At 42.0% G+C, this 26,528-nt stretch carries 32 protein-coding genes and 2 tRNA genes; 20 read left to right on the top strand and 14 right to left on the bottom strand.

The genetic code is table 11. The features are described from left to right. Positions 1-42: 42 nt before the first annotated feature. Positions 43-402, bottom strand: coding sequence for a 50S ribosomal protein L20 (gene rplT, locus ACAM37_RS08885; protein WP_007117209.1), 360 nt, complete (start codon positions 400-402; stop codon positions 43-45). A gap of 48 nt (positions 403-450) precedes the next feature. Then, complete coding sequence (gene rpmI / locus ACAM37_RS08890; protein WP_036604595.1) at positions 451-645, bottom strand: 50S ribosomal protein L35; 195 nt, start codon at positions 643-645, stop codon at positions 451-453. Positions 646-1,143: 498 nt separating this feature from the next. On the opposite strand from rpmI, the gene ACAM37_RS08895 reads away from it, so the two are divergent. The 6 genes from ACAM37_RS08895 to ACAM37_RS08920 all read left to right on the top strand — a co-directional run bounded on the left by ACAM37_RS08895 (position 1,144) and on the right by ACAM37_RS08920 (position 6,221). Further along, positions 1,144-1,587 (top strand): acyl-CoA thioesterase, encoded by a 444-nt coding sequence (locus ACAM37_RS08895; RefSeq protein WP_007117211.1) that lies wholly within the window; start codon positions 1,144-1,146, stop codon positions 1,585-1,587. 70 nt (positions 1,588-1,657) lie between these two features. Further along, the gene (gene hisIE / locus ACAM37_RS08900; protein WP_369626034.1) at positions 1,658-2,515 is read left to right on the top strand and encodes a bifunctional phosphoribosyl-AMP cyclohydrolase/phosphoribosyl-ATP diphosphatase HisIE; all 858 of its coding nucleotides are present in this window, start codon (positions 1,658-1,660) and stop codon (positions 2,513-2,515) included. A 188-nt stretch (positions 2,516-2,703) separates the two neighbouring features. Further along, entirely contained in the window at positions 2,704-2,934 is a 231-nt protein-coding gene (gene tatA, locus ACAM37_RS08905) for a Sec-independent protein translocase subunit TatA (protein ID WP_007117213.1), read from the top strand. 53 nt (positions 2,935-2,987) lie between these two features. Then, the gene (gene tatB, locus ACAM37_RS08910; RefSeq protein ID WP_007117214.1) at positions 2,988-3,734 is read left to right on the top strand and encodes a Sec-independent protein translocase protein TatB; all 747 of its coding nucleotides are present in this window, start codon (positions 2,988-2,990) and stop codon (positions 3,732-3,734) included. Between the two features lie 92 nt (positions 3,735-3,826). Then, a complete protein-coding gene (gene tatC, locus ACAM37_RS08915; protein WP_081454577.1) occupies positions 3,827-4,552 on the top strand; it encodes a twin-arginine translocase subunit TatC in 726 nt (241 codons plus the stop codon). A gap of 154 nt (positions 4,553-4,706) precedes the next feature. Continuing rightward, positions 4,707-6,221 carry a UvrD-helicase domain-containing protein gene (locus ACAM37_RS08920; protein ID WP_099807503.1) on the top strand — a complete coding sequence of 505 codons (1,515 nt, stop codon included), beginning with the start codon at positions 4,707-4,709 and terminating at the stop codon, positions 6,219-6,221. A gap of 6 nt (positions 6,222-6,227) precedes the next feature. Here the strand turns inward: ACAM37_RS08920 and ACAM37_RS08925 are convergent, their stop codons facing one another. Beyond that, positions 6,228-7,142 (bottom strand): hypothetical protein, encoded by a 915-nt coding sequence (locus ACAM37_RS08925; protein WP_138018691.1) that lies wholly within the window; start codon positions 7,140-7,142, stop codon positions 6,228-6,230. Positions 7,143-7,222: 80 nt separating this feature from the next. Here ACAM37_RS08925 and ACAM37_RS08930 point away from each other — a divergent pair, with 80 nt between their 5' ends. Then, positions 7,223-8,221 (top strand): tRNA dihydrouridine synthase, encoded by a 999-nt coding sequence (locus ACAM37_RS08930; RefSeq protein ID WP_369626035.1) that lies wholly within the window; start codon positions 7,223-7,225, stop codon positions 8,219-8,221. Positions 8,222-8,225: 4 nt separating this feature from the next. Here ACAM37_RS08930 and ACAM37_RS08935 read toward each other — a convergent pair whose 3' ends face one another. Together ACAM37_RS08935 and ACAM37_RS08940 are read right to left on the bottom strand one after the other, a co-directional pair. Next, positions 8,226-8,648, bottom strand: coding sequence for an MAPEG family protein (locus ACAM37_RS08935; RefSeq protein ID WP_007117218.1), 423 nt, complete (start codon positions 8,646-8,648; stop codon positions 8,226-8,228). An 11-nt stretch (positions 8,649-8,659) separates the two neighbouring features. Then, positions 8,660-9,106 carry an OsmC family protein gene (locus ACAM37_RS08940; protein ID WP_369626036.1) on the bottom strand — a complete coding sequence of 149 codons (447 nt, stop codon included), beginning with the start codon at positions 9,104-9,106 and terminating at the stop codon, positions 8,660-8,662. A 345-nt stretch (positions 9,107-9,451) separates the two neighbouring features. Here ACAM37_RS08940 and ACAM37_RS08945 point away from each other — a divergent pair, with 345 nt between their 5' ends. Then, complete coding sequence (locus ACAM37_RS08945) at positions 9,452-9,970, top strand: RNA pyrophosphohydrolase (RefSeq protein WP_036596083.1); 519 nt, start codon at positions 9,452-9,454, stop codon at positions 9,968-9,970. Between the two features lie 142 nt (positions 9,971-10,112). Here the strand turns inward: ACAM37_RS08945 and ACAM37_RS08950 are convergent, their stop codons facing one another. After that, positions 10,113-10,373: a type B 50S ribosomal protein L31 gene (locus tag ACAM37_RS08950; RefSeq protein ID WP_369626854.1), complete on the bottom strand. Its 261-nt coding sequence runs from the start codon at positions 10,371-10,373 to the stop codon at positions 10,113-10,115. Between the two features lie 169 nt (positions 10,374-10,542). Continuing rightward, positions 10,543-12,339: a M61 family metallopeptidase gene (locus tag ACAM37_RS08955; RefSeq protein ID WP_369626037.1), complete on the bottom strand. Its 1,797-nt coding sequence runs from the start codon at positions 12,337-12,339 to the stop codon at positions 10,543-10,545. 162 nt (positions 12,340-12,501) lie between these two features. Here ACAM37_RS08955 and ACAM37_RS08960 point away from each other — a divergent pair, with 162 nt between their 5' ends. Beyond that, a complete protein-coding gene (locus tag ACAM37_RS08960; protein ID WP_007117225.1) occupies positions 12,502-12,867 on the top strand; it encodes a hypothetical protein in 366 nt (121 codons plus the stop codon). Between the two features lie 302 nt (positions 12,868-13,169). Here the strand turns inward: ACAM37_RS08960 and ACAM37_RS08965 are convergent, their stop codons facing one another. After that, positions 13,170-13,889: a M48 family metallopeptidase gene (locus ACAM37_RS08965; RefSeq protein WP_369626038.1), complete on the bottom strand. Its 720-nt coding sequence runs from the start codon at positions 13,887-13,889 to the stop codon at positions 13,170-13,172. A 12-nt stretch (positions 13,890-13,901) separates the two neighbouring features. Next, a complete protein-coding gene (locus ACAM37_RS08970) occupies positions 13,902-14,525 on the bottom strand; it encodes a PH domain-containing protein (RefSeq protein ID WP_203171379.1) in 624 nt (207 codons plus the stop codon). A gap of 173 nt (positions 14,526-14,698) precedes the next feature. Here ACAM37_RS08970 and ACAM37_RS08975 point away from each other — a divergent pair, with 173 nt between their 5' ends. Beyond that, on the top strand, positions 14,699-14,953 hold the full coding sequence (locus tag ACAM37_RS08975; protein WP_007117228.1) for a hypothetical protein: 255 nt from the start codon (positions 14,699-14,701) through the stop codon (positions 14,951-14,953). Positions 14,954-15,106: 153 nt separating this feature from the next. On the opposite strand, the gene hemH is transcribed toward ACAM37_RS08975, so the two are convergent. Together hemH and ACAM37_RS08985 are read right to left on the bottom strand one after the other, a co-directional pair. Then, positions 15,107-16,126, bottom strand: coding sequence for a ferrochelatase (hemH, locus tag ACAM37_RS08980; RefSeq protein WP_007117229.1), 1,020 nt, complete (start codon positions 16,124-16,126; stop codon positions 15,107-15,109). 126 nt (positions 16,127-16,252) lie between these two features. Then, positions 16,253-16,612 carry a hypothetical protein gene (locus ACAM37_RS08985; protein ID WP_369626039.1) on the bottom strand — a complete coding sequence of 120 codons (360 nt, stop codon included), beginning with the start codon at positions 16,610-16,612 and terminating at the stop codon, positions 16,253-16,255. Between the two features lie 175 nt (positions 16,613-16,787). On the opposite strand from ACAM37_RS08985, the gene metX reads away from it, so the two are divergent. The 4 genes from metX to ACAM37_RS09005 all read left to right on the top strand — a co-directional run bounded on the left by metX (position 16,788) and on the right by ACAM37_RS09005 (position 20,925). Beyond that, a complete protein-coding gene (metX, locus tag ACAM37_RS08990; RefSeq protein ID WP_369626855.1) occupies positions 16,788-17,954 on the top strand; it encodes a homoserine O-succinyltransferase MetX in 1,167 nt (388 codons plus the stop codon). Between the two features lie 45 nt (positions 17,955-17,999). Next, positions 18,000-18,608, top strand: a complete 609-nt coding sequence (gene metW, locus ACAM37_RS08995; protein ID WP_050324940.1) for a methionine biosynthesis protein MetW — start codon at positions 18,000-18,002, stop codon at positions 18,606-18,608. A gap of 381 nt (positions 18,609-18,989) precedes the next feature. After that, entirely contained in the window at positions 18,990-19,571 is a 582-nt protein-coding gene (locus ACAM37_RS09000; RefSeq protein WP_007117233.1) for a tetratricopeptide repeat protein, read from the top strand. A 247-nt stretch (positions 19,572-19,818) separates the two neighbouring features. Then, a complete protein-coding gene (locus ACAM37_RS09005; RefSeq protein ID WP_369626040.1) occupies positions 19,819-20,925 on the top strand; it encodes an RNA-guided endonuclease InsQ/TnpB family protein in 1,107 nt (368 codons plus the stop codon). 102 nt (positions 20,926-21,027) lie between these two features. Here ACAM37_RS09005 and ACAM37_RS09010 read toward each other — a convergent pair whose 3' ends face one another. Beyond that, the gene (locus ACAM37_RS09010; protein WP_062332631.1) at positions 21,028-21,837 is read right to left on the bottom strand and encodes a DNA-methyltransferase; all 810 of its coding nucleotides are present in this window, start codon (positions 21,835-21,837) and stop codon (positions 21,028-21,030) included. Next, positions 21,834-22,049 carry a hypothetical protein gene (locus tag ACAM37_RS09015; RefSeq protein WP_369626041.1) on the bottom strand — a complete coding sequence of 72 codons (216 nt, stop codon included), beginning with the start codon at positions 22,047-22,049 and terminating at the stop codon, positions 21,834-21,836. The genes ACAM37_RS09010 and ACAM37_RS09015 overlap by 4 nt, the downstream gene beginning before the upstream one ends. 66 nt (positions 22,050-22,115) lie before the next feature. On the opposite strand from ACAM37_RS09015, the gene ACAM37_RS09020 reads away from it, so the two are divergent. Continuing rightward, positions 22,116-22,349, top strand: coding sequence for a helix-turn-helix domain-containing protein (locus ACAM37_RS09020; RefSeq protein ID WP_060994455.1), 234 nt, complete (start codon positions 22,116-22,118; stop codon positions 22,347-22,349). Beyond that, positions 22,309-23,013 (top strand): PDDEXK family nuclease, encoded by a 705-nt coding sequence (locus tag ACAM37_RS09025; RefSeq protein WP_150114641.1) that lies wholly within the window; start codon positions 22,309-22,311, stop codon positions 23,011-23,013. The genes ACAM37_RS09020 and ACAM37_RS09025 overlap by 41 nt, the downstream gene beginning before the upstream one ends. A gap of 3 nt (positions 23,014-23,016) precedes the next feature. Here ACAM37_RS09025 and ACAM37_RS09030 read toward each other — a convergent pair whose 3' ends face one another. After that, entirely contained in the window at positions 23,017-23,907 is an 891-nt protein-coding gene (locus ACAM37_RS09030) for a DNA adenine methylase (protein ID WP_369626042.1), read from the bottom strand. 129 nt (positions 23,908-24,036) lie between these two features. On the opposite strand from ACAM37_RS09030, the gene ispE reads away from it, so the two are divergent. The 4 genes from ispE (at position 24,037) to ACAM37_RS09050 (ending at position 26,394) form a co-directional block, all read left to right on the top strand. After that, positions 24,037-24,942: a 4-(cytidine 5'-diphospho)-2-C-methyl-D-erythritol kinase gene (ispE, locus tag ACAM37_RS09035; RefSeq protein WP_369626043.1), complete on the top strand. Its 906-nt coding sequence runs from the start codon at positions 24,037-24,039 to the stop codon at positions 24,940-24,942. Positions 24,943-25,041: 99 nt separating this feature from the next. Beyond that, a tRNA-Gln gene (locus ACAM37_RS09040) sits at positions 25,042-25,117 on the top strand. Positions 25,118-25,240: 123 nt separating this feature from the next. Beyond that, positions 25,241-25,316: transfer RNA gene (locus ACAM37_RS09045), tRNA-Gln, on the top strand. Between the two features lie 127 nt (positions 25,317-25,443). Further along, positions 25,444-26,394, top strand: a complete 951-nt coding sequence (locus ACAM37_RS09050) for a ribose-phosphate pyrophosphokinase (RefSeq protein ID WP_007117244.1) — start codon at positions 25,444-25,446, stop codon at positions 26,392-26,394. The last annotated feature ends 134 nt before the right edge of the window (positions 26,395-26,528 follow it).

The raw sequence follows: 26,528 nt of genomic DNA on the forward strand, positions 1-26,528 counted from the left end.
GCTTGCACTTAATGGCTTTTTGAAAAATCGCTTTAAAACAAATTAAGCAGCCAGTGCTTGTTTTGCTTTTTCTGCCAACGCCGTAAAACCTTGCGCATCATGCATAGCGATGTCTGCTAATACACGGCGGTCGATTTCGATGCTGGCTTTTTTCAGACCGTTGATCATACGGCTGTAGCTTAAGCCATTTAAGCGCGCACCCGCGTTGATACGTGCAATCCATAAACGACGGAATGAACGTTTTTTGTTACGACGGTCACGATACGCATATTGACCTGCTTTGGTAACTGCTTGTACAGCAACACGGAAAACACGAGAACGCGCACCGTAATAACCTTTTGCACGAGCCAATACTTTTTTATGACGGCGATTTGCCTGTACACCACGTTTTACACGAGCCATAATTTACTCCTAAAGTTTTGTAATATCAGTTGATTGAATACCTATAAATTATAGGTAAGGACACATACGGTAAACACGTTTCTCATCAGACACGTGTACCAATTTGCATCCACGTAATTGACGGATACGCTTAGGAGATTTTTTGGTCAAAATGTGGCGTTTGAATGCTTGTTTGCGTTTGATACCGTTACCAGTTTTTTTGAAACGCTTGGCAGCACCACGGCGAGTTTTTAATTTCATGATAGCCTCTTGTTCGTTTTTGACAAGGATTAAAAATCTTTATCAAGTGAAGTTAACCTGTTTGTCAAAAAATCCTCATCACACTGGATTTTTTGCCTTGAGGTGGGAGGCGATATTTTATCAAAAATCATTCGTGAATGCACGCTAATGTTATCACTAATTTTTCTTTGACATCTATTTTATTGATGTTACTTTAATATTTCTCTACTATAATAGATAAATTATTATTAAGGGCTGTTTGTAGAATTTTTAAAAAATCAATGATATCAATTACTTAACATAAAGACTTGGTAAATCTATCACGGAATTACATTAATTAAGTTAACAACTTAGTTTATGAAAACTGCGGTTAAATTGGCTAAAAGTGATAGATACACCTTATTTTGGACACAGTTTGCGTTAGTTTGTTTGACCTTAAGGTATTTATCGTGCTCTTAAGTTTCTGAAAAGTTTAATGTGTAATACTCTCTTATCAACATCAACATCATGAGGTTAGAATTCTTGTCAACGTTAAGCACAAATATTGAAGTTGCCCATTTCGTGTTTGAGACCGTCATGCGCGTGCGCAATACCGAAATTGGATTAGCACAACATTTAACGGTTGAAAATTTGGTGGCATTGCTTACCGAAGCCCGTTTTCGTTTTTTATATTCAAAAAGTATTAAGGAGGTTAATGCTGAGTACCAAGGCTTGGTCATTAATCATATCGAGACCCAAATCTTTGATCGGGTACGGGCGCGTGAAGAACTGTTGTTTGAAGTCGGCGTGCAGCATTTAACCGATTTGGGTGGTGATTTTGTGTTCAAAGTTTCGCGGATGTTTGATGGGTCATTGGTGGCGTATGCCAAAATGGGCTTTGTGGCGTATGACTATCGTCAAAGCCAAGAAATCCCGTTATCAGCTACCATCAAAGAAGCCTTAGATGTGAAACCCTTTGAGATTTAGGGCTTGATGAATTATGATAAATGCCCGCATCGTTTGATGGGTGCTTTTTTTTGGCTAAGGCTTGCATAGTATGATACAGGGCGTGAATATGGATTGGCTAGATACACTAAAATTTGATGACAATGGGCTCATGCCTGCAGTCGCTCAAGATTTTCATACAGGGCGCATTTTGATGATGGCATGGATGAATCGCGAGTCATTACGTCTGACTGCTGAAAAAATGCAAGCAGTGTATTGGTCACGCTCTCGCGGTAAATTATGGCATAAAGGCGAAAGCTCGGGGCATTTTCAGCAAGTCCATGAAATCCGCCTAGACTGCGATGCTGATGTGATTGTGTTGTCAGTCACCCAAGTGGGTGGGATTGCTTGCCACACGGGTCGGCAGTCCTGTTTTTATCGTCTGCTTGCCGATGACCACGGACAGCTACAATGGCAAATTACTGATGCAGTCATCAAAGACCCTGATGCGATTTATGGTGACAACGCTAAACCAACTCATGAACACTCGCCGCTTGCAGGCAATTCGACACAAACAAGCAATGCGATACAATCCTCTACGACGTCAGCGGATATTTTGACCGCGTTAGATGAAGTATTGATTGTGCGTAAAGATGCCAATCCTGATAGCTCATACGTGGCAAGCTTGTACCATAAAGGTATCAACAAAATCTTAGAAAAAGTCGGTGAAGAAGCCACTGAAGCCATTATCGCGGCCAAAGATATCAACATTGCCAACGATACCCCCTATGAGGCCGTCGCTGATGATACCGCGGTGAAAGATTTGGTGTATGAAGTTGCTGATGTTTGGTTTCACACAATGGTCACATTGGCATGGTTTAATATACCGTCTTGGGCTGTCACCAATGAATTGGCAAGACGTTTTGGCTTATCGGGTATCGACGAAAAAGCCGCACGTCAAATCTCTTAAGTAATAGCCCTTAAGTAAACGCCACTAAACAGTCGATAATTCCTGAGTATTGTTGGCTAAAAGTGCAAAAAATTCGCCATGTTTCACACCGTTTTTTGCACAGTTATGCCAACGCAATGGTTATGTGTTACACTGCAAATTCATATTGTCCTCACCCCTATTGTCAAGGTTAATCAAAGGATATTCTCATGGGTAGTTTCTCAATCACACATTGGTTAATTTTACTGGTTGTTGTTGTGGTCATTTTTGGCACCTCAAAACTAAAAAATGCCGGTAAAGATTTGGGTGGTGCCGTTAAAGGCTTTAAAGATGCGGTCAAAGATGAAAACGAACAGCATCTGAACAAAAACCGTGTCCTTGAACACGAAAAAGCTGAACTCAATACCACGCAGACCCAACAAGATAAACATAACGTTTAAACGCTCGTCGTTACTTTTTCTTTGGTTTTTAATCCCTAGCTGCCACGGTTGTTATGTTTGATATAGGTTTCTCCGAACTACTGTTATTTGGGGCGATTGCACTGATTGTGCTGGGCCCTGAAAAACTCCCCCAAGCGGCGCGTACTGCAGGTCAGTGGTATGCTAAATTCCGCCGTACGGTTGCAACGCTGCAGTCAGAAATTGAAGCTGAGCTTGATCTTGCCGAAACGCGCAAGCAAATGCAGCTTGAGCTGGAAAAAATCCGCCAAGCTGAAGTTGATATGAAGCGCGAGATGGAAGCTCTTCGCAGCAGTGTGAGCGAACTACAGCAACATGGCAAAGTGCCTTCGATGCAAGCTCACAATACCCAGTCGGCTGATACAACCCCTAATCTTGGTCATGATACTAACGCAGTTAGCCTACCCACTGAGCCACTTAGTCATGAACCACCCAGTCATGAACCAACCAATCATTTAGTTGAGCCAACAACGGATACCACCGCGCTGTTACCAACCAAGCCACTAGATAATTCACTAGACAAGCCATCTGACGAATCTTACCTGACAGAAACCAAAGCAGACGATTATTTGCTGAGTCTAGAGGCTGATGCCGAAGCCGATGCAGTGGCTAAAGACTTACATAAAGCCCTATTCGCTGCCACTGAGCCAATGTATTATCGTTGGTTTTTGCTCAGTGATTATGACCGTGTCAGACGTCTTCCCAATCCACCGTTTTTACCCAATTATCAAGCCGATCCGCTACTGCACCAATTGCCAAGTTTGGGTGGAGTTGCCCAGTGATCAAACTTATCAAAACCAAAAAAACGCCTGAACAATTAGCTATTGAACAAGCTAAAGATGATAAACCATCGCAAAACGATACTTTGGTAGATATGCCCATCACTGAGCATTTGATTGAACTGCGCCGTCATTTGATTCACGGTTTTGCGGCGGTGTTGGTGATTTTTTTGGCATTGGCGGGCTTTTCGCGAGAAATCTACGATATTTTTTCAGCGCCGTTAACAGCATTGTTGCCAGTCAATTCTTCTATGATTGCAACGGATATCACCTCATCATTTTTGGCACCGATTAAATTGACGCTGTATCTGGCTGTTATCTTGGCGATGCCGTATATTTTGTACCAGATTTGGTCATTTATCGCCCCAGGGCTATATAAGCATGAAAAACGTATCGCCCTACCCGTGCTATTGTCATCGGTGATATTGTTTTATCTGGGGATTGCGTTTGCCTATTATGTCGTGCTCAAAAGCGTGCTAGCTTTTTTTATCAAATTCTCGCCCGACAATGTGCTACCGATGACCGATATCGAAAGCTATCTAAATTTTGTACTCAAGCTGTTTTTGGTGTTTGGGGCAACCTTTGAGATTCCTGTGTTGACGCTGCTACTGGTGCTGGCTGGGGTAGTGACGGTGGATAGCTTGGCGCAAAAACGCCGTTACATCATCGTGGGTTGTTTCGGTATTGCCGCATTGGTGACACCGCCAGATGGGCTATCCATGATTATGCTAGCTATCCCGATGTGGTTATTGTTTGAACTCGGTCTAGTTATGGCACGGGTATTGGTTAAAGAAAAAGCGTTATTACAGAACAACAGCTAATCTGGCTGGATAAAGCTAAAATCGAATCAACCTCTCATTCATCCCCAGAGAGCAAATAAAGGTTTAGTAAATATAGGTTGAGTAAATAAAGGAAACTGAGCAAAACTTGCCAAATTTTGCTAAAATAGCTCACTTTTCTTTTAGCAATGGCCTTATGTCAAACCCCAGCGTTATCCCCACCCAACCCCTTGTCAACAGCCCGACCCAACGCCCAACGGGTGAGCAGCAGCAGGCTGTCGATATGGCACTCACGCGCCAGTCGTTTAAGGTGGTAGCGTATGCCGGCGCAGGTAAGACCACCACGCTTAACCTGATTGGCAATCAGCTACGTGGTCGCGGGATTTATTTGGCATTTAACAAAGCAATTGCTTCAGAAGCCCAACGTAAATTCCCCCACCATGTCGACTGTCGCACTTTTCACTCATTGGCATTTCGTCATACCGCTCGCGATATCACTGCAAAACTGCAGCTACCGCGTTTTTCTCCCAGTCGCCTTGCCTCAGATTTAGGGTTGACGCCTGTGCAAGTCAAACGCCAAATTGAAGGCAAAAGCCAGTTTGTGACCTTAACGCCAGAGCGACAAGCGCGATTTGTGTCCGATGCGGTGAGCACGTTTTGTAGTACCCATGCCAGTTACCCCGCGCCGCGCCATTTGCAGTTTCCTGACTGGTTGGTTGCCAGTGAAGCTGAGCAGCTACGCGATACCTTATACCCGTATGTAGAGCGCCGCTGGCAGCAATCGATTGACCCGCGCCACCCTGCGGGGATTGGGCATGATATTTACCTCAAACTCTGGGCGCTATCCAAACCGGTGATTCCTGCGGATTTTATCTTATTTGATGAAGCGCAAGATGCTGACCCCTTGATGATGGGGATTTTGTCCAATCAGCCCAACCAAGTCATCTATGTGGGTGACGCGCATCAGCAAATTTATGAATGGCGCGGCGCTGTCAATGCCATGAAGCGCCTGCCGCTACCACAAACTTTGCTTACCCAATCGTTTCGATTTGGCGACCAAATTGCTGATGTGGCGAATGGGTTTTTAAAAGCGCTACAAGAAGAGGTGCCACTGCGCGGCAATCCTGCGATGGCGTCTACCTTAGGCAAAAGTATGGTGCATGGTCAAAAAGATGCCATTCTTTGCCGTACCAATGCCAGTGCCATGGTCAATCTGTTATCTGGGCTTAAAATGGGACATAAAGTTGCGCTACAAGCCGATACAGACCGTTTGCTTAAATTTAGCCAATCTGCCGAACGTCTAAAAAAAGGACAAGCGGCGTATGGTGTGCCTGAGCTTGCCTACTTTAACAATTGGCGCGACGTGCAGGATTATAGCGAGACGAGCGAAGGCAGCGATTTAAAAACCCTCGTCAAACTGGTCGATGAACATGGCACCGAAACGCTAAACCAGGCAATCAATAGCTTGACCACACTGGACAAAGCCGACTATATCATCTCTACAGCGCATAAAGCCAAAGGGTTGGAATGGTCACGGGTGCAAATTGACAATGATTTTTATTATGATGTGACTTCTCAGGCGGTAAAAATCTCCCCCGAAGAATTGCGCTTATTGTATGTCGCCTGTACGCGCGCCAAGATAAATTTGGATATTTTTAATATTCAAGATTTGATTCACGGACTCAAAGATAAAAAGGTGATTTATGGGTAATAAATATTATTGAATATTCCAACGCCATAACATTCTATTGTTTGCAGGTGCTTGTAAATATGGGGTATTAATTCCTAAAAAAGCGCAAATTAATTTAAGGTTGAATGCCTTGAACTGTAGTTTAAAGTTTTCATTAGGATAATTATAGCCAATAGGCTGACCTGCATATTTTGCTTCATGCACAAGTTCATTTCGAATGAAAGCAATATTATCATTGCCAGTTTTTGTATTATCTGCCCAGTTTGGAATTTCCAGATTAAAGTATTTTGCTAAAACTATAAATCTTTGAGCATGTTTCACATACTTATCATTGTTAAGATTTTCCACTTTATCTTTACCAATTTTATGTACCAATAATCTATATAATCCATCTAAAACCTTATAATGAGCATCAAATATTTCCCATTCAAAATCTAAAGTTTGTGCAATTAAAAACCAATGAATACAGGCTTGCATTTGACTTATTTCATGAACATTATTTGCATTAATATAAAATTTATTAATAGCTTCCAAGCCTTTTACTCTATCATTTTTTCCTAACACAAGACCATTTAAAGTTGAAGGAGTATAGGGAGTCTTGCCAAGGTACATATAGTTTTGTGGGTTTAAATAAAGTCCTTGCAATAAACCGTATCCGAGAATAAGAAAACGTTCGTGTTGATCAGTAAAGTTCTGAGTTTGTAGAATATGGGTGCAAGGTAAACTATAAAAATTACTTCTTACTAAGGGTGCAGATTTTTTAAATTTTTTTAATTCTTCATCATTGTGCTTTAAAGCTTTAAACGGTGGATAAATCCAGCCATTACTAACTTCCATATTATAGTAGAACCATGAAATATATTCGTCAAAATTTTCATTAGGTATAATACTAAAACTTTGACATTTCACTTCTGACTTATCTATAAGAAATCCAAAATTCACTTAAACCTCGCCCAAAATAACTACCATTATTTTATTTATTAATGCTTTATAATACCTGATTTATTTAATTGAAATATTATATGTTATATTACCCAAATTTTGATAAGCCGCAAATTGTCCTTGCGCCGATGGAAGGACTGACCGACCCATTGATGCGGGATATTTTAACCAGTATCGGGCATTACGACTGGACGGTGAGTGAGTTTATTCGCGTCACCCAGCACGTCCTGCCCGCGCATGTGTTTTATAAATTTGTACCCGAACTTTTGCATGAAGATGGTTTAAAAGGCAAAACCATTCACGGCACGCCAGTACATGTACAGTTACTGGGCAGTGAGCCCGAATTGATGGCGGGTAATGCTGTCAAAGCGGTCGAGCTTGGTGCGTTAGCCATTGATATTAACTTTGGTTGCCCTGCTAAAACTGTCAACAGTCACCGCGGTGGCTCGGTGTTGCTCACCGAACCTGAAACCTTGTATCAAATCATCCATGCAGTACGCCAAACCGTGCCATCGGCTACGCCTGTATCGGCAAAAATCCGACTCGGCTATGAAGATACCTCACTCACCCAAGAAATCGGCGATGCGGTGCAATCAGCCAATGCCAGTTGGCTGACCATCCATGCCCGTACCAAAACCCAAGGCTATAAACCCCCTGCCTATTGGGAGTTAATCGCGCCCCTGACGCAGCGGTTAAGCTTACCGATTATTGCCAATGGCGAAATTTGGCAGACTGAACAAGCCATGCGTTGCCGCAAACAAGCGAACACCCCACATATCATGCTCGGACGTGGTGCGGTCACTCGACCTGACTTAGTCAATCAAATCAAAGCGATGGATAAAAATGACACGGTAAAAAACATGGCTTGGCACGCGCTACTTAAGCTACAAATTGCGTTTTTGCAAGGACATGCCCGTAGCGATAATATGCTGGTGGGACGTTACAAACAATGGCTTGGCATGTTGACCCAGGGCTATGAAGAAGCCAACGAGCTTTGGCAAAACGTAAAAAGACAAAAACAGCTTGAGACCATTGTTGGGATGTTGCAAGCACAATCCCAAGCTGGCGATTGCTCATAGCAAATTAGCTCAACCGTATCGCTAAATAAAACAACATCAGCGGACAGGCGAGGCTAAGCGACCAAATAATTGAGCGAAAAGTTGCCCAATTGGCAATATATGCCAACCCATAAATAATCCGTAATATCACATACAACCACGCCAACTGTGTCACCACTGACAGCGGTACAAAAAATAGCAACGCCACAATCACCGCTGCCAAGAATACCGGCAAGGTTTCATAGCTATTTTGCTGGGCGGCATTGGCACGCGCTGCTGCGCCCGTTTGTTTACCCAAAAACTCGCGCGGATTGGCATTGTCTTTGCTTTTAAATCCGCCAAAGACCTTTGCCAATATCGCAAACACCAAGGGCAATAAACTGGCAACCATCATTGCCAGCACCACACTGCTATTGGTGGCAGGAACAGCACTTAGATAGGGAAACATGCCGTTATTCCCTACCCTTTGACCGTTTCATTAGTGATTTCATCAGAGGTTTCATCAATGATTTCATAGTCATGGGTGATTTTGACACCGCCATTTTCTAGCATACGACTGGCTGAGCAGTATTTTTCTGCCGATAACTCGATGGCTTTTTTAACCTGCGCTTCTTTGATAGCATTACCTTTGACTACAAAATGTAAATGAATATCAGTAAATACTGCAGGAATCGTGTCGGCACGCTTAGCCGATAGCTGACACTCAACATCGCTCACCGCCTGACGGGCTTTTTGCAGGATACTTACCACATCATAACTGGCACAGCCGCCAAGCCCCATCAAAACCATTTCCATGGGTTTGGCACCCAATTTTTCGGTTGAATCCATGATAATTTTATTGCCGTTTTCGGTCACGGCTTCAAAATTAATGTCTTCGTTTTTTAACCAATTTACTGTTGCTTTCATACTATCCCCAGATGCTTATAATTTTTAAAAAAATATTTTGTATAAAATCAAGGGATATTATGCGCTTTTTATGTCCGTGAAACAATTTATAGCAAATAAACATTACACTTTTGACATAAAAACTGGTTTAATAGTGGGTAATAAAGGCAGTGATTACATTGTCCATGTTTTTTAGCAATAATAATAAAATAAGCGTCTGTTGGTATGAGATGGGTTTATGCCCGATGATTTGATTGACCAAAACTTTAATAATGGTCTGCAAGGATGTGTGTAAACCTTGCGACCCAAAAAACTTGATAATGTGATTACCTGCCGATTTTAACCATTAAATTGAAGGTAATCGTCATGATTGATGCAGACGGCTTTCGAGCCAACGTAGGTATCATCTTGGCAAATACACACGGACAAGTACTGTGGGCAAAACGCGTGGGTCACGATGCTTGGCAATTTCCACAAGGCGGCATTGATTTTGGTGAAACGCCGCTTGATGCAATGTATCGGGAATTGTGGGAAGAAGTCGGATTGTACCCTCAGCATGTCAAAGTGTTGTCACAAACCCAAAATTGGCTGCGTTATCGGTTGCCAAAACGTTTTGTACGACAAGGACAATATCCTTTGTGTATTGGACAAAAACAAAAATGGTTTTTGCTCCAGCTAGATGAGAACAATGTAGAACATATCCGTTTTGATACGGCAAAACCTGAATTTGACCGCTGGGAATGGGTCAGTTACTGGTATCCGCTTAACCAAGTGGTGGCTTTTAAACGCAATGTATATCGCCGCGCCTTGTTTGAGTTATCACCGCAGTTGCCCCTCAAAAAAGAATTGTTACTACCCAAAAACGTAAAAATTCATTCCTATTAAACCTAAACAAATAAACCCAAAAAAAGCTCACTTCGGTGAGCTTTTTTATGGCGTATCGTTAGGGATTGTCTAGTATGTCCCATTCCAGCCAATAAAAAACCCTTCGCGATTGCAAAGGGTTTTTGATAATAAGCGATTAAACTTATTTTTTGTTACGACCTGCAAATGCGCCGAAACGTTTGTTGAAGCTTGCCACACGACCTTCGTTTTGGGTTTTACGTTGTTCGCCAGTATAGAATGGGTGTGAGGCACTTGAAATATCGAGTGCGACGTATGAGTATTCTTTACCTTCGTATTCGCGAGTTACTTTTGATTTGATAGTAGAGCGAGTTAAAAAGTAAACGTCAGCGTTGGTGTCGTGGAATAAAACTTCTTGATAAGCTGGATGGATATCTGCGCGCATGGTTAGGTCTCTAGTCATTATCCTGCCCTTTGGTCTGCAGTTAGTATGCGTGGCATGAATCTTTATTTTGCTAAAAATTCACCCAAACACCCAACCGATTAAAGCCAACACAGGATGGATTGATAAAATTGGAAGCCGAATTTTACTAGATTTGCTTTATTTTTGCAAGTTATTTCCACTGCAGCCATTTGGTGAGGCTTGTATTTTCACCCGCTAACAGCGTCCATATTAGCGGTTGTTTAACATGCGAGTCGCTCACGGGTGGCACTTCAAGCACCAGCAGCTCATCACGGCGAAATACATGACACACGGCAGGGTCTTCACTAATTGTTTGGGTTTTAGCCGTAGATTTTAGCCATTTTTCGCTCGCCTTTAACCCATCAATTGCCACGATGACGTCATTAGCAGAAATCCCTGCAGCGGCGGCTTGGCTATTTCGCACAACACGTTGCACTTTTAACCCAGTAGGCTCGCTCATATATTTCATGCCCCAAGTAATATCATCGTCTTTTTGCTCAATACTCACACCCTGTTCTGACAACAGTTCAAATAGCGGTAATTCTGTGGTGCCGTCGATATAATTGGCTCTAAAATCTTGCCAAACCTCTTTGGGTAAACATTCATTCATGACGTCATCTAGATTGGCGTCCGTCATACCAAAACGGCGATTATCTTGGGCTTTGGCTTTATCATAAAAAACTTTTATCACATCAAAAATACGTTTGCCATGGTTTATCAAAGTCAAGTCTAAACATAACGCCACCAGCGCGCCTTTGTTGTAGTAGCTAATCCCGGCATTGGCGGTGTTCTCATCGCTACGATATAGTTTTATCCACGCATCAAAGCTTGATTCTGCCACGCTTTGCAAGGCGCGCCCGTGGGTTTGATAGTAGCGATTGATTTGTTCAGCAAGCAGCTTCAGATAGCTATGTTGCGAAATAACCCCGCTTTTTTGTAGCATAAAATCATCCACATAACTGGTAAAGCCTTCAAACACCCATAGCAAGGTGGTGTAAGTCTCTTGATTAAAATTGGCGGTTAAAAAAACTTCAGGACGCACGGTTTTAACCCACCACGCATGAAAATATTCATGGCTACACAAACCCAAGAAGCGTTGATAACTCTCGCTTGGCTCAGCTTGTTCAAAAAATGTGGGTAGGTCATCTCGTGGGGTAATCAAACTGGTGCTGGCAAGGTGCTCAAGTCCGCCATAGTCGCTTGAAGTCGCCATGGTCATAAACAGATAATCATCAAACGGCGTATCACCGAGCCAATCGACATAGCTTTGACAAATTTTGCTAAGGTCAGTTTCTAGCCGTTCAAGGTCGCTGTGGTGTACGCCAGAAATCACAAATCGGTGGGGAATGGTGTTTTCGCCACTTTTTACATCGAACCAAAATTCATCTTGCTCAGCGATTTCAAACGGGCTGTCGGTGAGTTGCTCGTAGTTGTCGGCAGTTAGCTGATAGATGGTTTGTTTGGCTTGTTGGTGCATTTTTTCCGGCAAGGCGGTGGCTAGGCTGACTTCCACGCCGTTTACCTCATAAAAGTCTTGCGGGCAAATGAGTTCGGCTTTAATCGCTTGGTTTTCTTGCCCTTGTACCGCTAATGCTAGGGAGGTGAAGTTGCCGTACAGGCGAGTTTCATCGACATATGCCCCACGCACGGATAAGTCATAAGCATAGACTTCATAAGTGACGCTAATGCGGTCGCCTTGTTTGGCGTGGATTTGCCAGTGGTTTTTATCAAGTTTTTTAAGCCGTTGATTGTTCTTGGCGTTGGGGTCATGGATGGTGGCAGTGACTGCCGTAATGTGTTTGCTAAATTCTCGAATCATATAACTACCCGCAATCCAAGCAGGTAGCCAAACGATTGGGTTGTCGTTGTCCGCAGTAAACGTAAGCGTGACATCGACAAGGTGTTCGCGGAAGCGTTTAAAGTCGAATTGATAATGAATTTTGTTCATGATATTTTCTTTTTCAATTTTACGAAATTTTAAATAGATGCTAGGATAAAACAAAATTTTAACCCAAATTTTGTTTTTAGACCGAATTTTCTACAGGCAATCAACGATGAATTATTACAAATTGGATTTTTTCTAAGTTTTTTAACTTAGGAAAAATCTATTATGCAAAAACTTGAAAAAACTCACAAAAAAACCAAAGTTCAATATCGCAGTTCTGGGCGTAAGAAAATCTATTTTCCGTGGGAAAGTTGTCGTTATCCAAATTTACGCAATCAGATTTATAGCTACTTTAGAACGCAACAAGAACGCTCATTTCATTATTTGCACAAAGCGGAATATTGGGACTATAACATCAAGCTACGCCCCAAGCGTGGTAAGCATTTACCGCATATTTGGGATGACAAACCAACTTATGCGTTCAAATATGCAAAAAGTTGGAAACACAATTCTAAACGCCGTCATCAATGGTATCGTGAAAAAGATGGGTTTCGTGAAAAAATGCAATCTGATTACATTTTAACAGATTGATTTTGAGGATTTGCAACTTTATAATAAAGACAAGGAGTGGGCTAACGGTTTCCCGAAAGCCCCAGCGTTTTAGTTGTTCCAGCAACTGCCACGCTGTCTTGCGTCCGTCTAATAAGCGTTACTGCTTAACAGCATTAGGACAACAAGAACGATGATGATTAAACAGCGTTTCATCGTTCTTTACTCCGTTAAGTGTTAAGTCCAAGCTTAACGGCTCGTTTAGCATAACGTCACGCCAAACTCTGCTATTATATTTTTATGCTTGCAAAAAAGCCATATCAAAGCGATATGGCTTTTTTCATTTATAAATCCCCAAATTTCAACTTATCATGCCAATGTTTGTAATCGGGCATGACTCGTGCCACCTGCGCCCAAAATCGTGCCGAATGATTAGGCTCAATCAGATGACAAAGCTCATGCACCAACACATAATCCGCGCAGTCTTGGGGAAATTGCGCCAGCCAAACCGACAAGCGAATGGTTTTGGCTTGGGTGCTACAACTGCCCCATCGGGTCTTCATGGTGTAAGGCGTGATGCTATTGGCGGATTTACCCACTTTGTCTTGCCAAAACGCTTGGCGGTTTTGGATAAATTGAGTGAGCCAAAATTTATAAATATGGCGTAAGGTTTTGCCAACATCCACTCGCGCCAGCTCGCTTGGTTTTATGGGGTGCTTTAACAATAACTCTCTGACTAAAACCTGTTGCCCTTCAAAATAAATATTGCTTTCAAGGGTCAAATTTGCCAAATCTTTGACATCATTGATATAAGCAGGTTTTTTGGGTTTAAGTTGTTTAAGTTTTCGTTGTTTTTGCTGACAGTCGATTGCCCATGCAAGACGATGTTCAAGCGATTGCATCAGCAGGTGTTGTGGCATACGCATGGGATAAGACACGCTGAGCAAACTGGTAAACGGCGCTTCATCAATCGATTTGATACGAAAGTTGATATGTTTGACCCGTTTGCTTTCAATCGCAAGTTTGATACCTTGCTCAGCGTAGGCGGTGAGTACAGTTTGCATAAATTTTAGCAATTATTGACGCAAGTAATGCTCAAAAATCGCCCCAAAGTCATAATTACGAATGGTCTTTAAACGCTCGCCATAGGCATTTTCTACTTGTGCGACAGTTTGGTTGATGACATCCGGCAAGTTAAGCACCACGTTTTCTGACAGTTCGCGTAAGCTAAACATATTGGTGACGGTATTAAAGGATTTTTCTAGCACCGTTTCTTCATGGGCAATGCGTTTGCACTGCTCGCTAATCGCAGTCAGCGCCTTATAGATGTCGCGGATTTGCTCGATTTGATTTTTGTCGATATCAATCGAAAACGCCACACCGCCCAAGCTAAATTTTAGCTCAGCATCCATATCCATCGTGCCTGCGGTCTCAATCATGATATTGGCGGGCTGAAAATTGCGGTACGGATAGCGTTTTAGCAAGCGTTTTTTACTGGTCGCCGACTGCCCATCAAGGTGGATAAAGGCGACATTGGTAAAGCAATATTCGTCCATTTTTGACTTAATCACAAAATAAATGCGCTCGTTATCTTCATGAAAAATATAGTCATCAATATCGGTTTGGTTAAACTGACTGGCTGGGATGATTTTACCGATGTCACTTAAACCCAATGCATCTGAGGCAAGATTTTTAAACATAGTCACTTCCTGTTTTATCCATAAAAATTGTTAAAAACGCTGTCTGTGCGAAAAACTGTTTTCGATAACATAACACAAATATCACATTGGCAACATAGATGTCATGCTGATTACTGGCTATGATACCGACATAACACTGATAATAAACAATAAATGAAAATGAAGGAACAACAATGAAAGCCAAACCAACATCTAGCAATTTGACCGATATTGATTCGGATAGTTTTACTGTGCAATTGGATGATGAATCCTTGTCATCAAGCCATATTGAAGCGGGTGAAAGTGGTTTGACCCCGATTCATCGCCAAAATATTGATGAGCAGCGGATTGATGAATTACTGGTTGAGGATAGCTTTAGCGAAGAGCACTATCCGACTATTGGTGATATCGCTGACCCTGATGCCGCAGATGAAAGTTATAAAGACTGATTTCCTGTACTGAAATTTTTTGTATTTAAAGGTCAAAAAGAAACACCAAAAAGGTTGGTAAGCTACCAACCTTTTTTATTAGCTTGCTGTTAATAAGACTTGCTATTAATGCGCTTAATAATCCGCTTTAATCTCAAGCTTTAACAATAAGTCTTAATACCATCCTTGCAGATTTTGTTGCCACGCTTGCACGTGTGGCAATGCCAATGATTCAAACAAGTCAATATGCGCAGCATCTACATTAAGTGCAGGGATATAATGATAATCCCCACCGCCATTGGACTGGAATGTCTCTCGATTTTCGACTGCCAACTCTTCTAACGTCTCTAAGCAATCTGCCGAAAATGCCGGACTTAGCACCTGCACTGACTTTATGCCTTGCTTGCCCCACTCGGTTAAGGTGACATCCGTATAGGGTTTGACCCATTCTTGCTTACCAAAGCGTGATTGAAAACTACATTCCCACTCATGACGCTCAAGCCCCAACACTTGCGCCAAATGCGCTGCCGTACAGCGACAGCGTCTGGCATACGGATCGCCTTTTTGCTCATACGGCTCTGGAATCCCGTGAAAACTCAATAGCAGTTTTTCAGGTTTGCCATGTTCAGCTTGGAAGCGTTTGACGCTCTCAGCCAAGGCTTGGATGTATTGCGGATGGGCAAAATAATCTTTGACAAAGCTAATGCTGGGTAAATTACGCTGCTTAAGCCCCCATTTGGCGACGACGTCAAACACCGCGCCAGTGGTGGAACCAGAATACTGCGGATAAGCTGGCAAAATCACGATTTGCTCTACTTTTCTGGCAGTTAATGCCGATAGCACATCTGTTAACGCAGGTTTGCCATAGGTCATGGCAGCATGGACGCTTACTTTGCAAGGCAGTTGCTGTTGGTCAAAACGCTGCTGTAACAAGTCCACTTGGGCAAGCGTGATTTTACGCAAGGGGGAGTCGCCATCCCACACGCTAGCATAGGCGTGGGCAACCCGTTTGGGGCGACTGCGTAGCACAAACAAGTTTAAGATGATTTGCCAAATAAACTGCGGAATTTCAATCACGCGCGGATCGGACAAAAATTGTTTGAGATAGCGGCGCACCGCTGCTTCAGTTGGTGCATCGGGTGTTCCCAAATTCACAAGGACAACGGCAATTTCAGGCGGATTGCTTGGTTTCATAATTTGTCTTTAATCCAAAAAAATCACAAAAAAAGTGGGGTTAAGATTAGCATATTTACTAAGGTGCGCGTACTGGATAATCACCTGAAATTGCTCAATTGTTGCATTTTTTAAGCTATATTCGAATCAATGACAACCTATCCCACCCATCACCAGTAGCGCATCCACTAGGCGGGAATTTTGTTCAGATGATACAGGACTTTTAGCAGGACTTTTACTTTTAAAGGTTGCGTTTTGTGAGGGACTGCTAGCCGATTCACCGTCTGCTTGGTGGTTATGCTGTTTGGGCTGTTGGCTTTGGTAGCTGTTTGGATGGCTGACCATCGTGTCGCTTGTGGCTTTACTAGCATTGACAGCCAAAACCGATGTTGGCTGATGAAACGCCAAATACGTCAATGCCAAAAACCCCGTGAGCGCCAATCCTGTGAGCGCCAATCCCGTAAGCGATAGGAGTGTATAGTGGGGTGATGATGCTAAATTTGGCATTTGAATTCCAAGTTGTGATAACCCATATAAACCCTTACAATAGCTATACTTTTAATGCGTTATCAATCAAAAATTAGTGAGAAAGCGGGTGAGTACACAGCAACACAAACCACATACCAAGATTTTACCTGAAGCTGAATTGACTGTCCCTAAAAATTTTGACGACGATCAACCTATTAGTTTTGCCAAATCTGGTGGCAAATCTGTGGGTATCGTCACACCGCAAAAAATTCATTTTGATACCCCACTGACGCTAGAATGCAATCGCACGCTGCCGTTTTTTGATTTAATGGTGGAAACTTATGGCGAGCTCAACGCCGATAAATCCAATGCGATATTGATTTGTCATGCGCTATCGGGCAGTCATCATGCGGCTGGCTATCATAGTAGCGATGATAAAAAAGCCGGCTGGTGGGATACTTTTATCGGTCCTGGCAAAGCGATTGATACCACGCGTTTTTTTGTGGTGTGTCTTAACAACATTGGTAGCTGCTACGGCTCGACGGGTCCAACCAGTACCAACCCCGAAACCGGCAAGCCCTATGGTCCTGATTTTCCCTTAGTCACCATCAAAGACTGGGTAAAAACCCAAGTTATGCTCTCTGACTATCTCGGCATTGACATCTGGCATGCCATTGTTGGTGGCTCAATGGGTGGCATGCAAGCCATGCAGTGGTCAATTGACTATCCGAGTCGGCTAAAAAAATGTGTGGTCATTGCCAGCACGCCCAAGCTGTCTGCGCAAAATATTGCCTTTAACGAAGTGGCACGCCAATCGATTTTGTCCGATCCTGATTTTTGTGAAGGACGCTATATCGAGCAAGGCAAAATCCCCAAACGTGGCTTGATTTTGGCGCGTATGGTCGGTCATATCACTTATCTTACTGATGAAGCGATGCGGGTAAAATTTGGACGCGATTTGAAAGCCGGCAAGCTGATGTTCAATTACGATGTAGAGTTTCAAGTGGAAAGTTATTTACGCTATCAAGGTGAGCAGTTTAGTGAACGTTTTGATGCCAATACCTATTTGCTGATGACCAAAGCACTGGATTATTTTGACCCAGCGCGTGGCGCGATTGAGGATGACATTATCAATGATAGTTTGAGTGATACCGATGCGCTACGGTTGGCATTGGCTAACACCCAATGTAAGTTTTTAATTATATCCTTTACCACCGATTGGCGATTTAGCCCGGAGCGCTCGCAAGAAATTGTGGATGCGCTAATTGCCAATGGTAAACCCGTAAGCTATATCAATATTGATGCCGCCTATGGACATGATTCGTTTTTGTTTGATATCCCGACCTATCGTCAATCGGTATTTAATTTTTTAACCGCCTAACTTGTATTTAACCTTGTATTTAACTTTGGATTTAACGAGAATTGAATGAAAATTGACCATCAACTTGCCGAACGCTGGATCAAACCCAATGCCAAAGTCTTGGATTTAGGCTGTGGTAACGGTGATTTACTCGCGCATTTACAAAACAAATTGGGCGTGTTTGGCTATGGTATCGAAATCGACCAAACTAAAATCAATGACTGTGTTACCAAAGGCGTTAACGTCATTGAGCAAGACTTAAATGATGGATTGGCGCGGTTTGCCGACGCAAGCTTTGACACGGTGGTGATGGCGCGCGCCCTACAAGCGGTCAAAGAGCCCGACCAACTACTTCTCGATATGGTACGTGTTGGCAAAGAAGTGATTGTCACTTTCCCTAATTTTGCGCATTGGCAAAACCGTATTCACTTGGGTATCAAAGGCATGATGCCAATGTCTGAAGCCCTGCCGTTTGCTTGGTACAACACGCCCAATATTCACTTGTGTACCTTTAAAGACTTTGAAAAACTGTGTGATGACAATGACATCCGTATCATCAATCGTTTTGCGGTACAAGAAAGTGAAAAGCCCTACCCTTGGGCACTGGCGCAAATCATCCGTAAAAACCCCAACTTACTTGCCGATGTGGCAATCTATCGTGTTACCAAAAACTAATTATCGTGTTACCGAAAACTAAGGTTTTTTATCGCTGATTCTATGCCTATAAAGATTTGGTAAGCGGATAAATTACCGTCTAGTCTAACAATATGCTACAAAAGTAAAGCTCTACACGACACCAAGTGTCGCAAGCCTTTGTTTCCCCTGTGAAATATTGTAACAACTGTTTACATTTTCACTTAAATATTTGAAACGCAAAGCAAACAGTGTTAACCTAAAACAATCAAAAGATTGCGTTATCCTATTAAAACATAACGAATGGCTAAATCATTGTAAAATTTAAGATTTTCTGTTAATTCGTTTACCTATTTATTAAGTTTATTTTATCTAAACCTAGGCAAGCTTGCGATGGCTGCAGCTTGATACTCGGAGTTGGTTATGAAATTATTAAAAGTCACCGTATTAACTGCATTTTTAGGCTTATCGGGCGTTGCAAGCGCTGAACTGGTTGCCAATATTCCACTCAATGGCTCACGCTATGACAGCATGGAACCGATGGCATTACTAAGCCAAGCTAAATCTGGCAACCAACAAGCCCAATTCTTCCTAGCCAAACGCTACCAAAAAGGTCTCGGCATTCAGCAAAACTTCCAACAAGCCATCCAGTGGTACACCACCGCCGCCAAACAAGACATTGCACCTGCACAATTAAATCTTGCCATGATGTATATCCGTGGCGAAGGCGTGCAGCCCAATGCTGGGCAAGCGCGTTATTGGTTAGAAAAAGCGGCAAAACTTGGTGATAACCGTGCCAGCTATACCCTAGCCATGCTAGATGAAAAAGAAAAAAAATTGGTCGATGCCTACAAATGGTATGACCTAGCGGCTCGTGACGGCATGCTATCAGACCAAGTACGCACCCGCGCGCAAAGCAAAATCGGTCAATTGGCATTAAACTTGTCATCACAAGATATTGCCACTGCACGTAGCCGTGCGGATTCTTGGTTCCAAAGCAAGTAAATTTAATACAACGAATGTTTGGTTAAATGTTAAGCTCGCCATTAAATTCTCTGAGACCCTAGTATTTACTAGGGTTTTTTGTTTTCATGAGTTAAATTAATCAAGATTGCTTGGCACATATTGATTGTACGAAATCGCGCATTTATCCTCTGTTGCCGTAAAACCACCGACTTCAGGCGGTGGATATAAGGCAACTCCGTAACCATGCTTACGCACAAAATTTTGCTAAATGTGTTAAAATAAACCCATGAAAACACTCAAGTTACGCATACGAGATAAATACGCAGACCAATTAAACCGCCTAAGCGGTTCAGTCAATTTCGTGTGGAATTATGTCAATGATTTGAGTTACAGACACCTACAAAAAACTGGCAAGTTCTTTAGTGCTTATGACCTAAACGACTACACCAAAGGTAGCGGTGAACTACTTGGCTTACACAGTCAGACCATCCAAGCCATCAACGAAACCCACGCCAAAAGCCGTAAACAATTTAAAAAGGCTAAATTATCATGGCGAACCAACAACCCAACATCAAAGCGTAAAAGCTTGGGTTGGCTACCATTTAAACAATCTGCCATTAAGCATATTGCCACCCATGTCACAGGTAAAAAAGGCTTAAAATCCACCTTACAACTAAGCCTAGCCAAAGGGCAAAAGCTAGTCATTGATCTATGGGACAGCTACAACCTTAGCCTATATCAAATCAACACGCTGGAAATTGTCCAAGACAGCCGTAACCGTTGGTATGCGTGTATCACGGTCAAAGACTATCCCAAACAATCATGTGGTACAGGTAGCGTAGGTATTGATTTAGGTTTAAAGGAAAGTGCCACCACCTCAAACGGTGACAAGCTACAAATCAAGCAAACGCTCAAATATGCCAAAGATTTAGCGATTGCTCAAAGAGCCAACAACAAGCAACGTGTCAAGGCAATCCATGCCAAAATCAAACATACACGCCAAGACCTAATTCACAAATTCACCACCCAATTAGTCAAAGACAACGCCCTAATTGTAGTTGGTGACGTTAAAACCAATCAATTTAACAGTAAAAAAGGCAAGCTAGCCAAATCGGTTTACGATGCAGGTTGGTTTGAACTGAAACGACAACTGACCTACAAATGCGAGAACGCAGGTTGCCGTTTTGAAATCGTGAATGAACGATACACGACCCAGCGGTGTTCGTGTTGCGGTGACATCACCGCCAACAGTCCGAAAGGTAGAACATCGCTTGGAATAAGGGAATGGACTTGTGCATCGTGTGGCACATGGCATGATAGAGATATCAACGCCAGTAAAAACATTCTTGCGGTCGGGCTTGACCGTCTTGTAAAAGGAATCCCCGAACGATAGGGAGGGGAGGAAGTCAACAGTATATGTGGTATGCCGATATGGCACTGGCTGCCTTAGCTGCTGTGCTCAATCTGCCGATTCAAGAGCCGAAAATAATGAAAGCTACAAGCTAATCTGTTGCTTTACTCTCTCTTTAAAATATTGGCGTGATTTTTCATCCAACCCAAGATAGCGATTTTTGCTTAAGGTTAAAAAATTACTATCTTGGTCAACTCCGATAAATTTTCTACCAAATAAATTGGCAGCAATACCTGTTGTCGATGAGCCTGTAAATGGGTCAAGCACGAGATCATTGGCTTTGGTAGACGCCAAAACAATCCTTGACAACAATCCTAACGGTTTTTGCGTAGGATGTTTGCCAAATTGCTTTTCCCAACTTGATACCGCAGGCAGTCGCCAAACGTCTTTCATTTGTTTGTCACCATTGAGCGACTTCATTAATTCATAATCAAAGTAATGCGGAATTTTTGGGTTTTTTCTTGCCCAGATTATCCATTCAGTTGAATAGGTGAAATAGCGACAAGAAAAATTTGGCGGTGGATTGGGTTTTTCCCAAGTTATCATGTTTAAGACTTTAAAATTGAGTTGTGATAATACTCGCCCTAGCGTAAAAATATTGTGGTGGGTTCCACTCATCCAAATCGTGCCATTATCTGCCAACATTCGCTTTGCTTGGCTTAGCCAATCATAAGTAAAAATATAGACTTCATTATCATCACTAAATTTATCCCACTCACCCTTATTGACCGATTGCACTATACCATTTTTAACCGTTAATCCGTCATTGGATAAAAAATAAGGCGGATCAGCAAAAATCATATTGATAGATTTATCATCGATTGTCGGCAAAATGTGTGAGCAATCACCTTGCAGCAGCGTGAAATCTTGTAGTTCTGATTGATAAAAAATCATTCCATCATATCCGCAATAAAGTGCAACATTGACGCGATATCATAACTCCCTTCTAAAAATCCCATATTTTCACAACCATCAGGAATGAAAACCGTCTGGTTTTCTAACCGATTATCCAAGCTAAGCATTCGCAAGGTATTCACAATTTTGCCTTTGATACCTTCATCCGCTAGCCATTCACAATCATCATTGAACTTGTAAGCAACATGCATGTCAATAATCCCAAAATAACACTTATTGTGTGTAGTTAATTTTAATCAATCAGTGAGAATAACGCAATGGAAAATGACATTTTAATCAAGTTTGGGCAAAAAATTCGCCAACTGCGCAAAGCTAAAAATCTCAGTCAAGAGCAGTTAGCAGAACTGACAGGGTTTCATCGTAACTATATTGGGATGGTCGAACGTGGCGAGCGAAATCCTGCACTAATCAATATTGAGATTTTTGCTAACGCGTTTGATTTGTCGTTAAGTGAATTATTTGATTTTAGGGGAAAAAATGAAACTAATTGATGTATTTGATAAATTGCCAGCCCTTTATCACAAGCCATTTTCACAGCTTAAACTTCAAGAAGATTTAACCAGCTTTACAATTAATAAAGGTAATACGGGTCAATTCTTACAACAGCTTTTAGACATGCCAAACAATAGCGATTTGACCGATTTTGAAGATGGTGAGTTAAAAACCAATAAAGCAGATAGCAACGGCAAACCTAGAGAAACCATGTTTATTACCCAAATCTCTAAAGATTTTGATAGTTTATTTTTTAATGATACTGTAGAAAATCGCTTACTAGCCAAAATAAGTAATTTGCTTTATCTGCCTGTTTGTAAAAACAGTAAAGAGCCTAATGATTGGTATTTTTTACCTGCGTATCACATTAATTGCAAAGAAAATCATGATTTGTTTCAACAATTTCATGATGATTTTGAAACAATAAAAGCAAAAATCTTGCATGATTTGGAAAATTCATCCGACAAATTTATTCATACTTCAAACGGCAAATATATCCAAATTCGCAGTAAAGATGCAAAGAGAGCGAACGGGCAATATAATCCAATATTTTGCACCACGCTTGATCGCCATGTATCCAATAAAAACCATGCATTTTATTTTAAAAAGGAATTTATGCTAGATATTCAAAACGGTACTATCAAAGCCGATAAAATTGTTTAGAGATTAATAGTTCCGTATTAACAACTCATTGACGGCTTGGCGACTGGTTGATTTTGCCCCAATAGCACGATTAGCCGTTACTCGCTCGATATTAAAATCTTGATAAAGATTATCAAAAAAATCATCATACTTGCTGTGCTTCGTTGGGTCGGAATTACTTAATAAAAACTGATGTCCCAATTTATCAATTTTTTGGCAAAACCCATGCAGCCGACGTTGCTCACTGTCATCAAAAACTTGATGAGAATAAGCAGTAAAACTTGCTGTTTCGCTAATCGGGCGATAAGGTGGATCAAGATAAAACCAGCAAGGTAAGTCGTTTGGTAGCGCTTTAATCGTTTGCTCGTAGTCACCCTGTAAAATCACGACTTTTTGCAACGCGTCAGAGACTGCAAGTAATAATGCTTTATCCAAAAAAATCGGTCTTTTATAACTACCTATTGGCACATTAAACTGATTTTTTTTATTAACTCGATATAGCCCATTAAAACTGGATTTATTCAAAAATATAAATAAACTGGCTTGCTTCACTGGATCAAGATTTCTTTGATTGAAACTTGCACGTTTAGCATAAAAATAAGGCGTTTTTGCATCTTTATCTAACAACTTATCATAATCTCTTTGCAAGTTATCTAACTCAATCATTAATTGTTGAACATCTGCCTTGATAACCTGATAGACATTTATTAGATCTTCATTAAAGTCATTAATAATAAGTTTTTTTAGATACTTTAAGTTAGATAATGCCCAAAAACTGACCGCACCCCCACCCAGAAATGGCTCAATCATGCAGAAATCTTGATTGGCTGTATAATTTGGCAAACGTGCTTGTATATCACCGATGAGTTGTGATTTACCGCCAGCCCATTTTAGAAAAGGTTTAAGTTGAGACATTTTTTAAATTTGAACATCGAATCAAAAAGGATAGGCATTATAGCACAGCCGATTTTTATCCTTTCAATGAACTTCAATGCAAATTGATGTGTTAGAATTTTAAGCAAACCTGTCACTCATTATAAAAATATGCCGACCCTTACCCAACAATCCCCTGCCAAAATCAATTTATTTTTACATATTACCGGTAAACGCCCCGACGGCTATCACAATCTACAAACCGTATTTCGGCTGATAGATTTGTACGATACGCTCACTTTTAGCCATACAGATAAAACCATTGGCGACAACTTGCCCGTCACCCTTACCAATGCCGAGCACGTCACCGACAACCCTGCCGACAATCTGATTGTTAAAGCGGCCATTGCCTTATTAGCTTTTGCCAAAAATCATCAAATCTTGAATGACTCGCAAATCGCCCAATTACCGATTGTTGATATTCACCTCGATAAACACATTCCGATGGGGGCAGGCTTGGGCGGGGGTTCGTCTAATTGTGCGACAGCCCTGATGACGCTCAATACCTTATGGCAACTAGGATTGAGCAATGAGCAGCTACGCCTTATTGGCGCAAAACTGGGCGCAGATGTACCGATATTTATTTTTGGCAAAGACGCCATTGCAGAAGGCATTGGCGAGGTTTTAACACCGATTGACTTGCCTGCGCAGCAATTTTTATTGTTAAAACCCGATGCCCATATCAGCACGGCTGAACTGTTCGCCCATCCGCTGCTAAAACGGGACTGTGCAAGCCTTTCCCATGACTATTTGCAAAGCCATTGTCATGCCTTTACCAATGAGTTAACCGATGGCTTTACCAATGTTTTTGAACCTGTAGTATGTGCCTTATCTGCAGACGTCAATGCCGCAATGAAGTTTTTAAGGACGCTTGCCGCCACCACCCACACCACACCGCGCATGACGGGCTCAGGAAGCTGTGTGTTTTTACCAGTACCTAGCGATTTTGATAAAAATAGCATTAAACACTGGCTACAATCCTTACCTTTTCAAGCATATTGGGTGCATACGCTGTAACAAAATTTTGAGAAATCAACAATTGCAAAAATTTTGATGTTTATGCCCAAAAAAAGCTTGCAATTTTATGTTTTTTGGTTAAAATATCGCTTCCAATATAGGGGTATCGCCAAGTTGGTAAGGCACCAGGTTTTGATCCTGGCATCCGTTGGTTCGAGTCCAGCTACCCCTGCCATATTCAAAGATGTACAGATTTTCTTGTGCATCACGTAGTAAAAATTTTGTCATAAAATCTGCGCTGTTCAAGACATTTTACATTGACAAAATCGCCTAAAATCGGTATAGTTCGCACCGTCACAGGGGTATCGCCAAGTTGGTAAGGCACCAGGTTTTGATCCTGGCATTCGTTGGTTCGAGTCCAGCTACCCCTGCCATTTTCTTTACTAACCCATTTTTAGTAGTTGACGTAATGACGTTTTTCTCATCCTAATTGTAAAAGTTAGTTGATGAGTTTTTTTGTTTGATGAAACCGTCGTTGGTCTAGAAAAATAGGACTCGCATATGCCTTATTTGGCGATTTTTACCGGAAATGCCCATCCAGAATTGGCAAAAAATGTCACCAATCACTTACATATTCCGCTAGGACGTGCCGATGTGACGCGTTTTTCGGATGGTGAAGTCGCGGTTGAAATCCAAGAGAATGTACGTGGTAAAGACGTCTTTATCCTACAATCAACTTGCTCACCGACCAATGACAATTTGATGGAAATCATGGTAATGGCAGATGCCTTGCGCCGTGCCAGTGCAGGTCGCATTACGGCAGTGATGCCCTATTTTGGTTATGCACGTCAAGACCGTCGTCCTCGCTCAGCGCGTGTCCCTATCTCAGCAAAAGTGGTCGCTGATATGCTCAATATTGTGAGCATTGACCGTGTCGTTACGGTGGATTTGCACTCAGACCAGATTCAAGGTTTTTTTGATATCCCTGTAGACAATATTTACGGTACGCCGGTTTTATTTAAAGATTTGCGTGAGCAAAAATACGATAACTTGATGGTGGTATCCCCTGACGTGGGCGGTGTAGTGCGTGCCCGTGCGATGGCAAAACAGTTAGGCGATGCCGACATGGCAATTATCGATAAACGCCGTGCCAAAGCCAATGAATCAGAAGTGATGCATATCATCGGTGATGTTAAAGACCGCGATTGCGTGATTATCGATGATATGGTGGATACCGCAGGTACCCTGTGTAAAGCCGCTGCCGCATTAAAAGAACGTGGCGCGCGCCGGGTGGTGGGTTATATCACTCACCCCGTATTATCAGGTAAAGCAATCCAAACAATTGCAGCGTCAGTGCTTGATGAACTTGTCGTAACCGATACTATCCCACTGTCAGATGCCGCAAAAAACACGGGTAAAATTCGCCAAGTGACCATTGCGCCTATGCTGGCTGAAGCGCTACGTCGTATCAACAATGAAGAATCATTGAGTGCGATGTTTGACATTATGTAGGTGATATTAAGCAGTGTTAGCCAGCATGTGGAATGCGGGCTTATTGGTTTCGTCCATGTTGCTATTCTTAACTGGCTATTTGCAAAATAATTGTTAAAGTTTTGCCATTTTTTAAAAAAGTGGCGCATAACGCA

This window comes from Moraxella sp. K23, from assembly GCF_041154765.1.
GTDB lineage: Bacteria > Pseudomonadota > Gammaproteobacteria > Pseudomonadales > Moraxellaceae > Faucicola > Faucicola tetraodonis.

What these genes read in the sequence shown, in the direction of transcription:
- rplT (WP_007117209.1), bottom strand. Translation starts at nt 402, where the DNA reads ATGGCTCGTGTAAAACGTGGTGTACAGGCAAATCGCCGTCATAAAAAA.
- hisIE (WP_369626034.1), top strand. Translation starts at nt 1,658, where the DNA reads ATGATACAGGGCGTGAATATGGATTGGCTAGATACACTAAAATTTGAT.
- tatA (WP_007117213.1), top strand. Translation starts at nt 2,704, where the DNA reads ATGGGTAGTTTCTCAATCACACATTGGTTAATTTTACTGGTTGTTGTT.
- tatB (WP_007117214.1), top strand. Translation starts at nt 2,988, where the DNA reads ATGTTTGATATAGGTTTCTCCGAACTACTGTTATTTGGGGCGATTGCA.
- tatC (WP_081454577.1), top strand. Translation starts at nt 3,827, where the DNA reads ATGCCCATCACTGAGCATTTGATTGAACTGCGCCGTCATTTGATTCAC.
- ACAM37_RS08920 (WP_099807503.1), top strand. Translation starts at nt 4,707, where the DNA reads ATGTCAAACCCCAGCGTTATCCCCACCCAACCCCTTGTCAACAGCCCG.
- ACAM37_RS08930 (WP_369626035.1), top strand. Translation starts at nt 7,223, where the DNA reads ATGTTATATTACCCAAATTTTGATAAGCCGCAAATTGTCCTTGCGCCG.
- ACAM37_RS08935 (WP_007117218.1), bottom strand. Translation starts at nt 8,648, where the DNA reads ATGTTTCCCTATCTAAGTGCTGTTCCTGCCACCAATAGCAGTGTGGTG.
- ACAM37_RS08940 (WP_369626036.1), bottom strand. Translation starts at nt 9,106, where the DNA reads ATGAAAGCAACAGTAAATTGGTTAAAAAACGAAGACATTAATTTTGAA.
- ACAM37_RS08945 (WP_036596083.1), top strand. Translation starts at nt 9,452, where the DNA reads ATGATTGATGCAGACGGCTTTCGAGCCAACGTAGGTATCATCTTGGCA.
- ACAM37_RS08950 (WP_369626854.1), bottom strand. Translation starts at nt 10,373, where the DNA reads ATGCGCGCAGATATCCATCCAGCTTATCAAGAAGTTTTATTCCACGAC.
- ACAM37_RS08955 (WP_369626037.1), bottom strand. Translation starts at nt 12,339, where the DNA reads ATGAACAAAATTCATTATCAATTCGACTTTAAACGCTTCCGCGAACAC.
- ACAM37_RS08960 (WP_007117225.1), top strand. Translation starts at nt 12,502, where the DNA reads ATGCAAAAACTTGAAAAAACTCACAAAAAAACCAAAGTTCAATATCGC.
- ACAM37_RS08965 (WP_369626038.1), bottom strand. Translation starts at nt 13,889, where the DNA reads ATGCAAACTGTACTCACCGCCTACGCTGAGCAAGGTATCAAACTTGCG.
- ACAM37_RS08970 (WP_203171379.1), bottom strand. Translation starts at nt 14,525, where the DNA reads ATGTTTAAAAATCTTGCCTCAGATGCATTGGGTTTAAGTGACATCGGT.
- ACAM37_RS08975 (WP_007117228.1), top strand. Translation starts at nt 14,699, where the DNA reads ATGAAAGCCAAACCAACATCTAGCAATTTGACCGATATTGATTCGGAT.
- hemH (WP_007117229.1), bottom strand. Translation starts at nt 16,126, where the DNA reads ATGAAACCAAGCAATCCGCCTGAAATTGCCGTTGTCCTTGTGAATTTG.
- ACAM37_RS08985 (WP_369626039.1), bottom strand. Translation starts at nt 16,612, where the DNA reads ATGCCAAATTTAGCATCATCACCCCACTATACACTCCTATCGCTTACG.
- metW (WP_050324940.1), top strand. Translation starts at nt 18,000, where the DNA reads ATGAAAATTGACCATCAACTTGCCGAACGCTGGATCAAACCCAATGCC.
- ACAM37_RS09000 (WP_007117233.1), top strand. Translation starts at nt 18,990, where the DNA reads ATGAAATTATTAAAAGTCACCGTATTAACTGCATTTTTAGGCTTATCG.
- ACAM37_RS09005 (WP_369626040.1), top strand. Translation starts at nt 19,819, where the DNA reads ATGAAAACACTCAAGTTACGCATACGAGATAAATACGCAGACCAATTA.
- ACAM37_RS09010 (WP_062332631.1), bottom strand. Translation starts at nt 21,837, where the DNA reads ATGATTTTTTATCAATCAGAACTACAAGATTTCACGCTGCTGCAAGGT.
- ACAM37_RS09015 (WP_369626041.1), bottom strand. Translation starts at nt 22,049, where the DNA reads ATGCATGTTGCTTACAAGTTCAATGATGATTGTGAATGGCTAGCGGAT.
- ACAM37_RS09020 (WP_060994455.1), top strand. Translation starts at nt 22,116, where the DNA reads ATGGAAAATGACATTTTAATCAAGTTTGGGCAAAAAATTCGCCAACTG.
- ACAM37_RS09030 (WP_369626042.1), bottom strand. Translation starts at nt 23,907, where the DNA reads ATGTCTCAACTTAAACCTTTTCTAAAATGGGCTGGCGGTAAATCACAA.
- ispE (WP_369626043.1), top strand. Translation starts at nt 24,037, where the DNA reads ATGCCGACCCTTACCCAACAATCCCCTGCCAAAATCAATTTATTTTTA.
- ACAM37_RS09050 (WP_007117244.1), top strand. Translation starts at nt 25,444, where the DNA reads ATGCCTTATTTGGCGATTTTTACCGGAAATGCCCATCCAGAATTGGCA.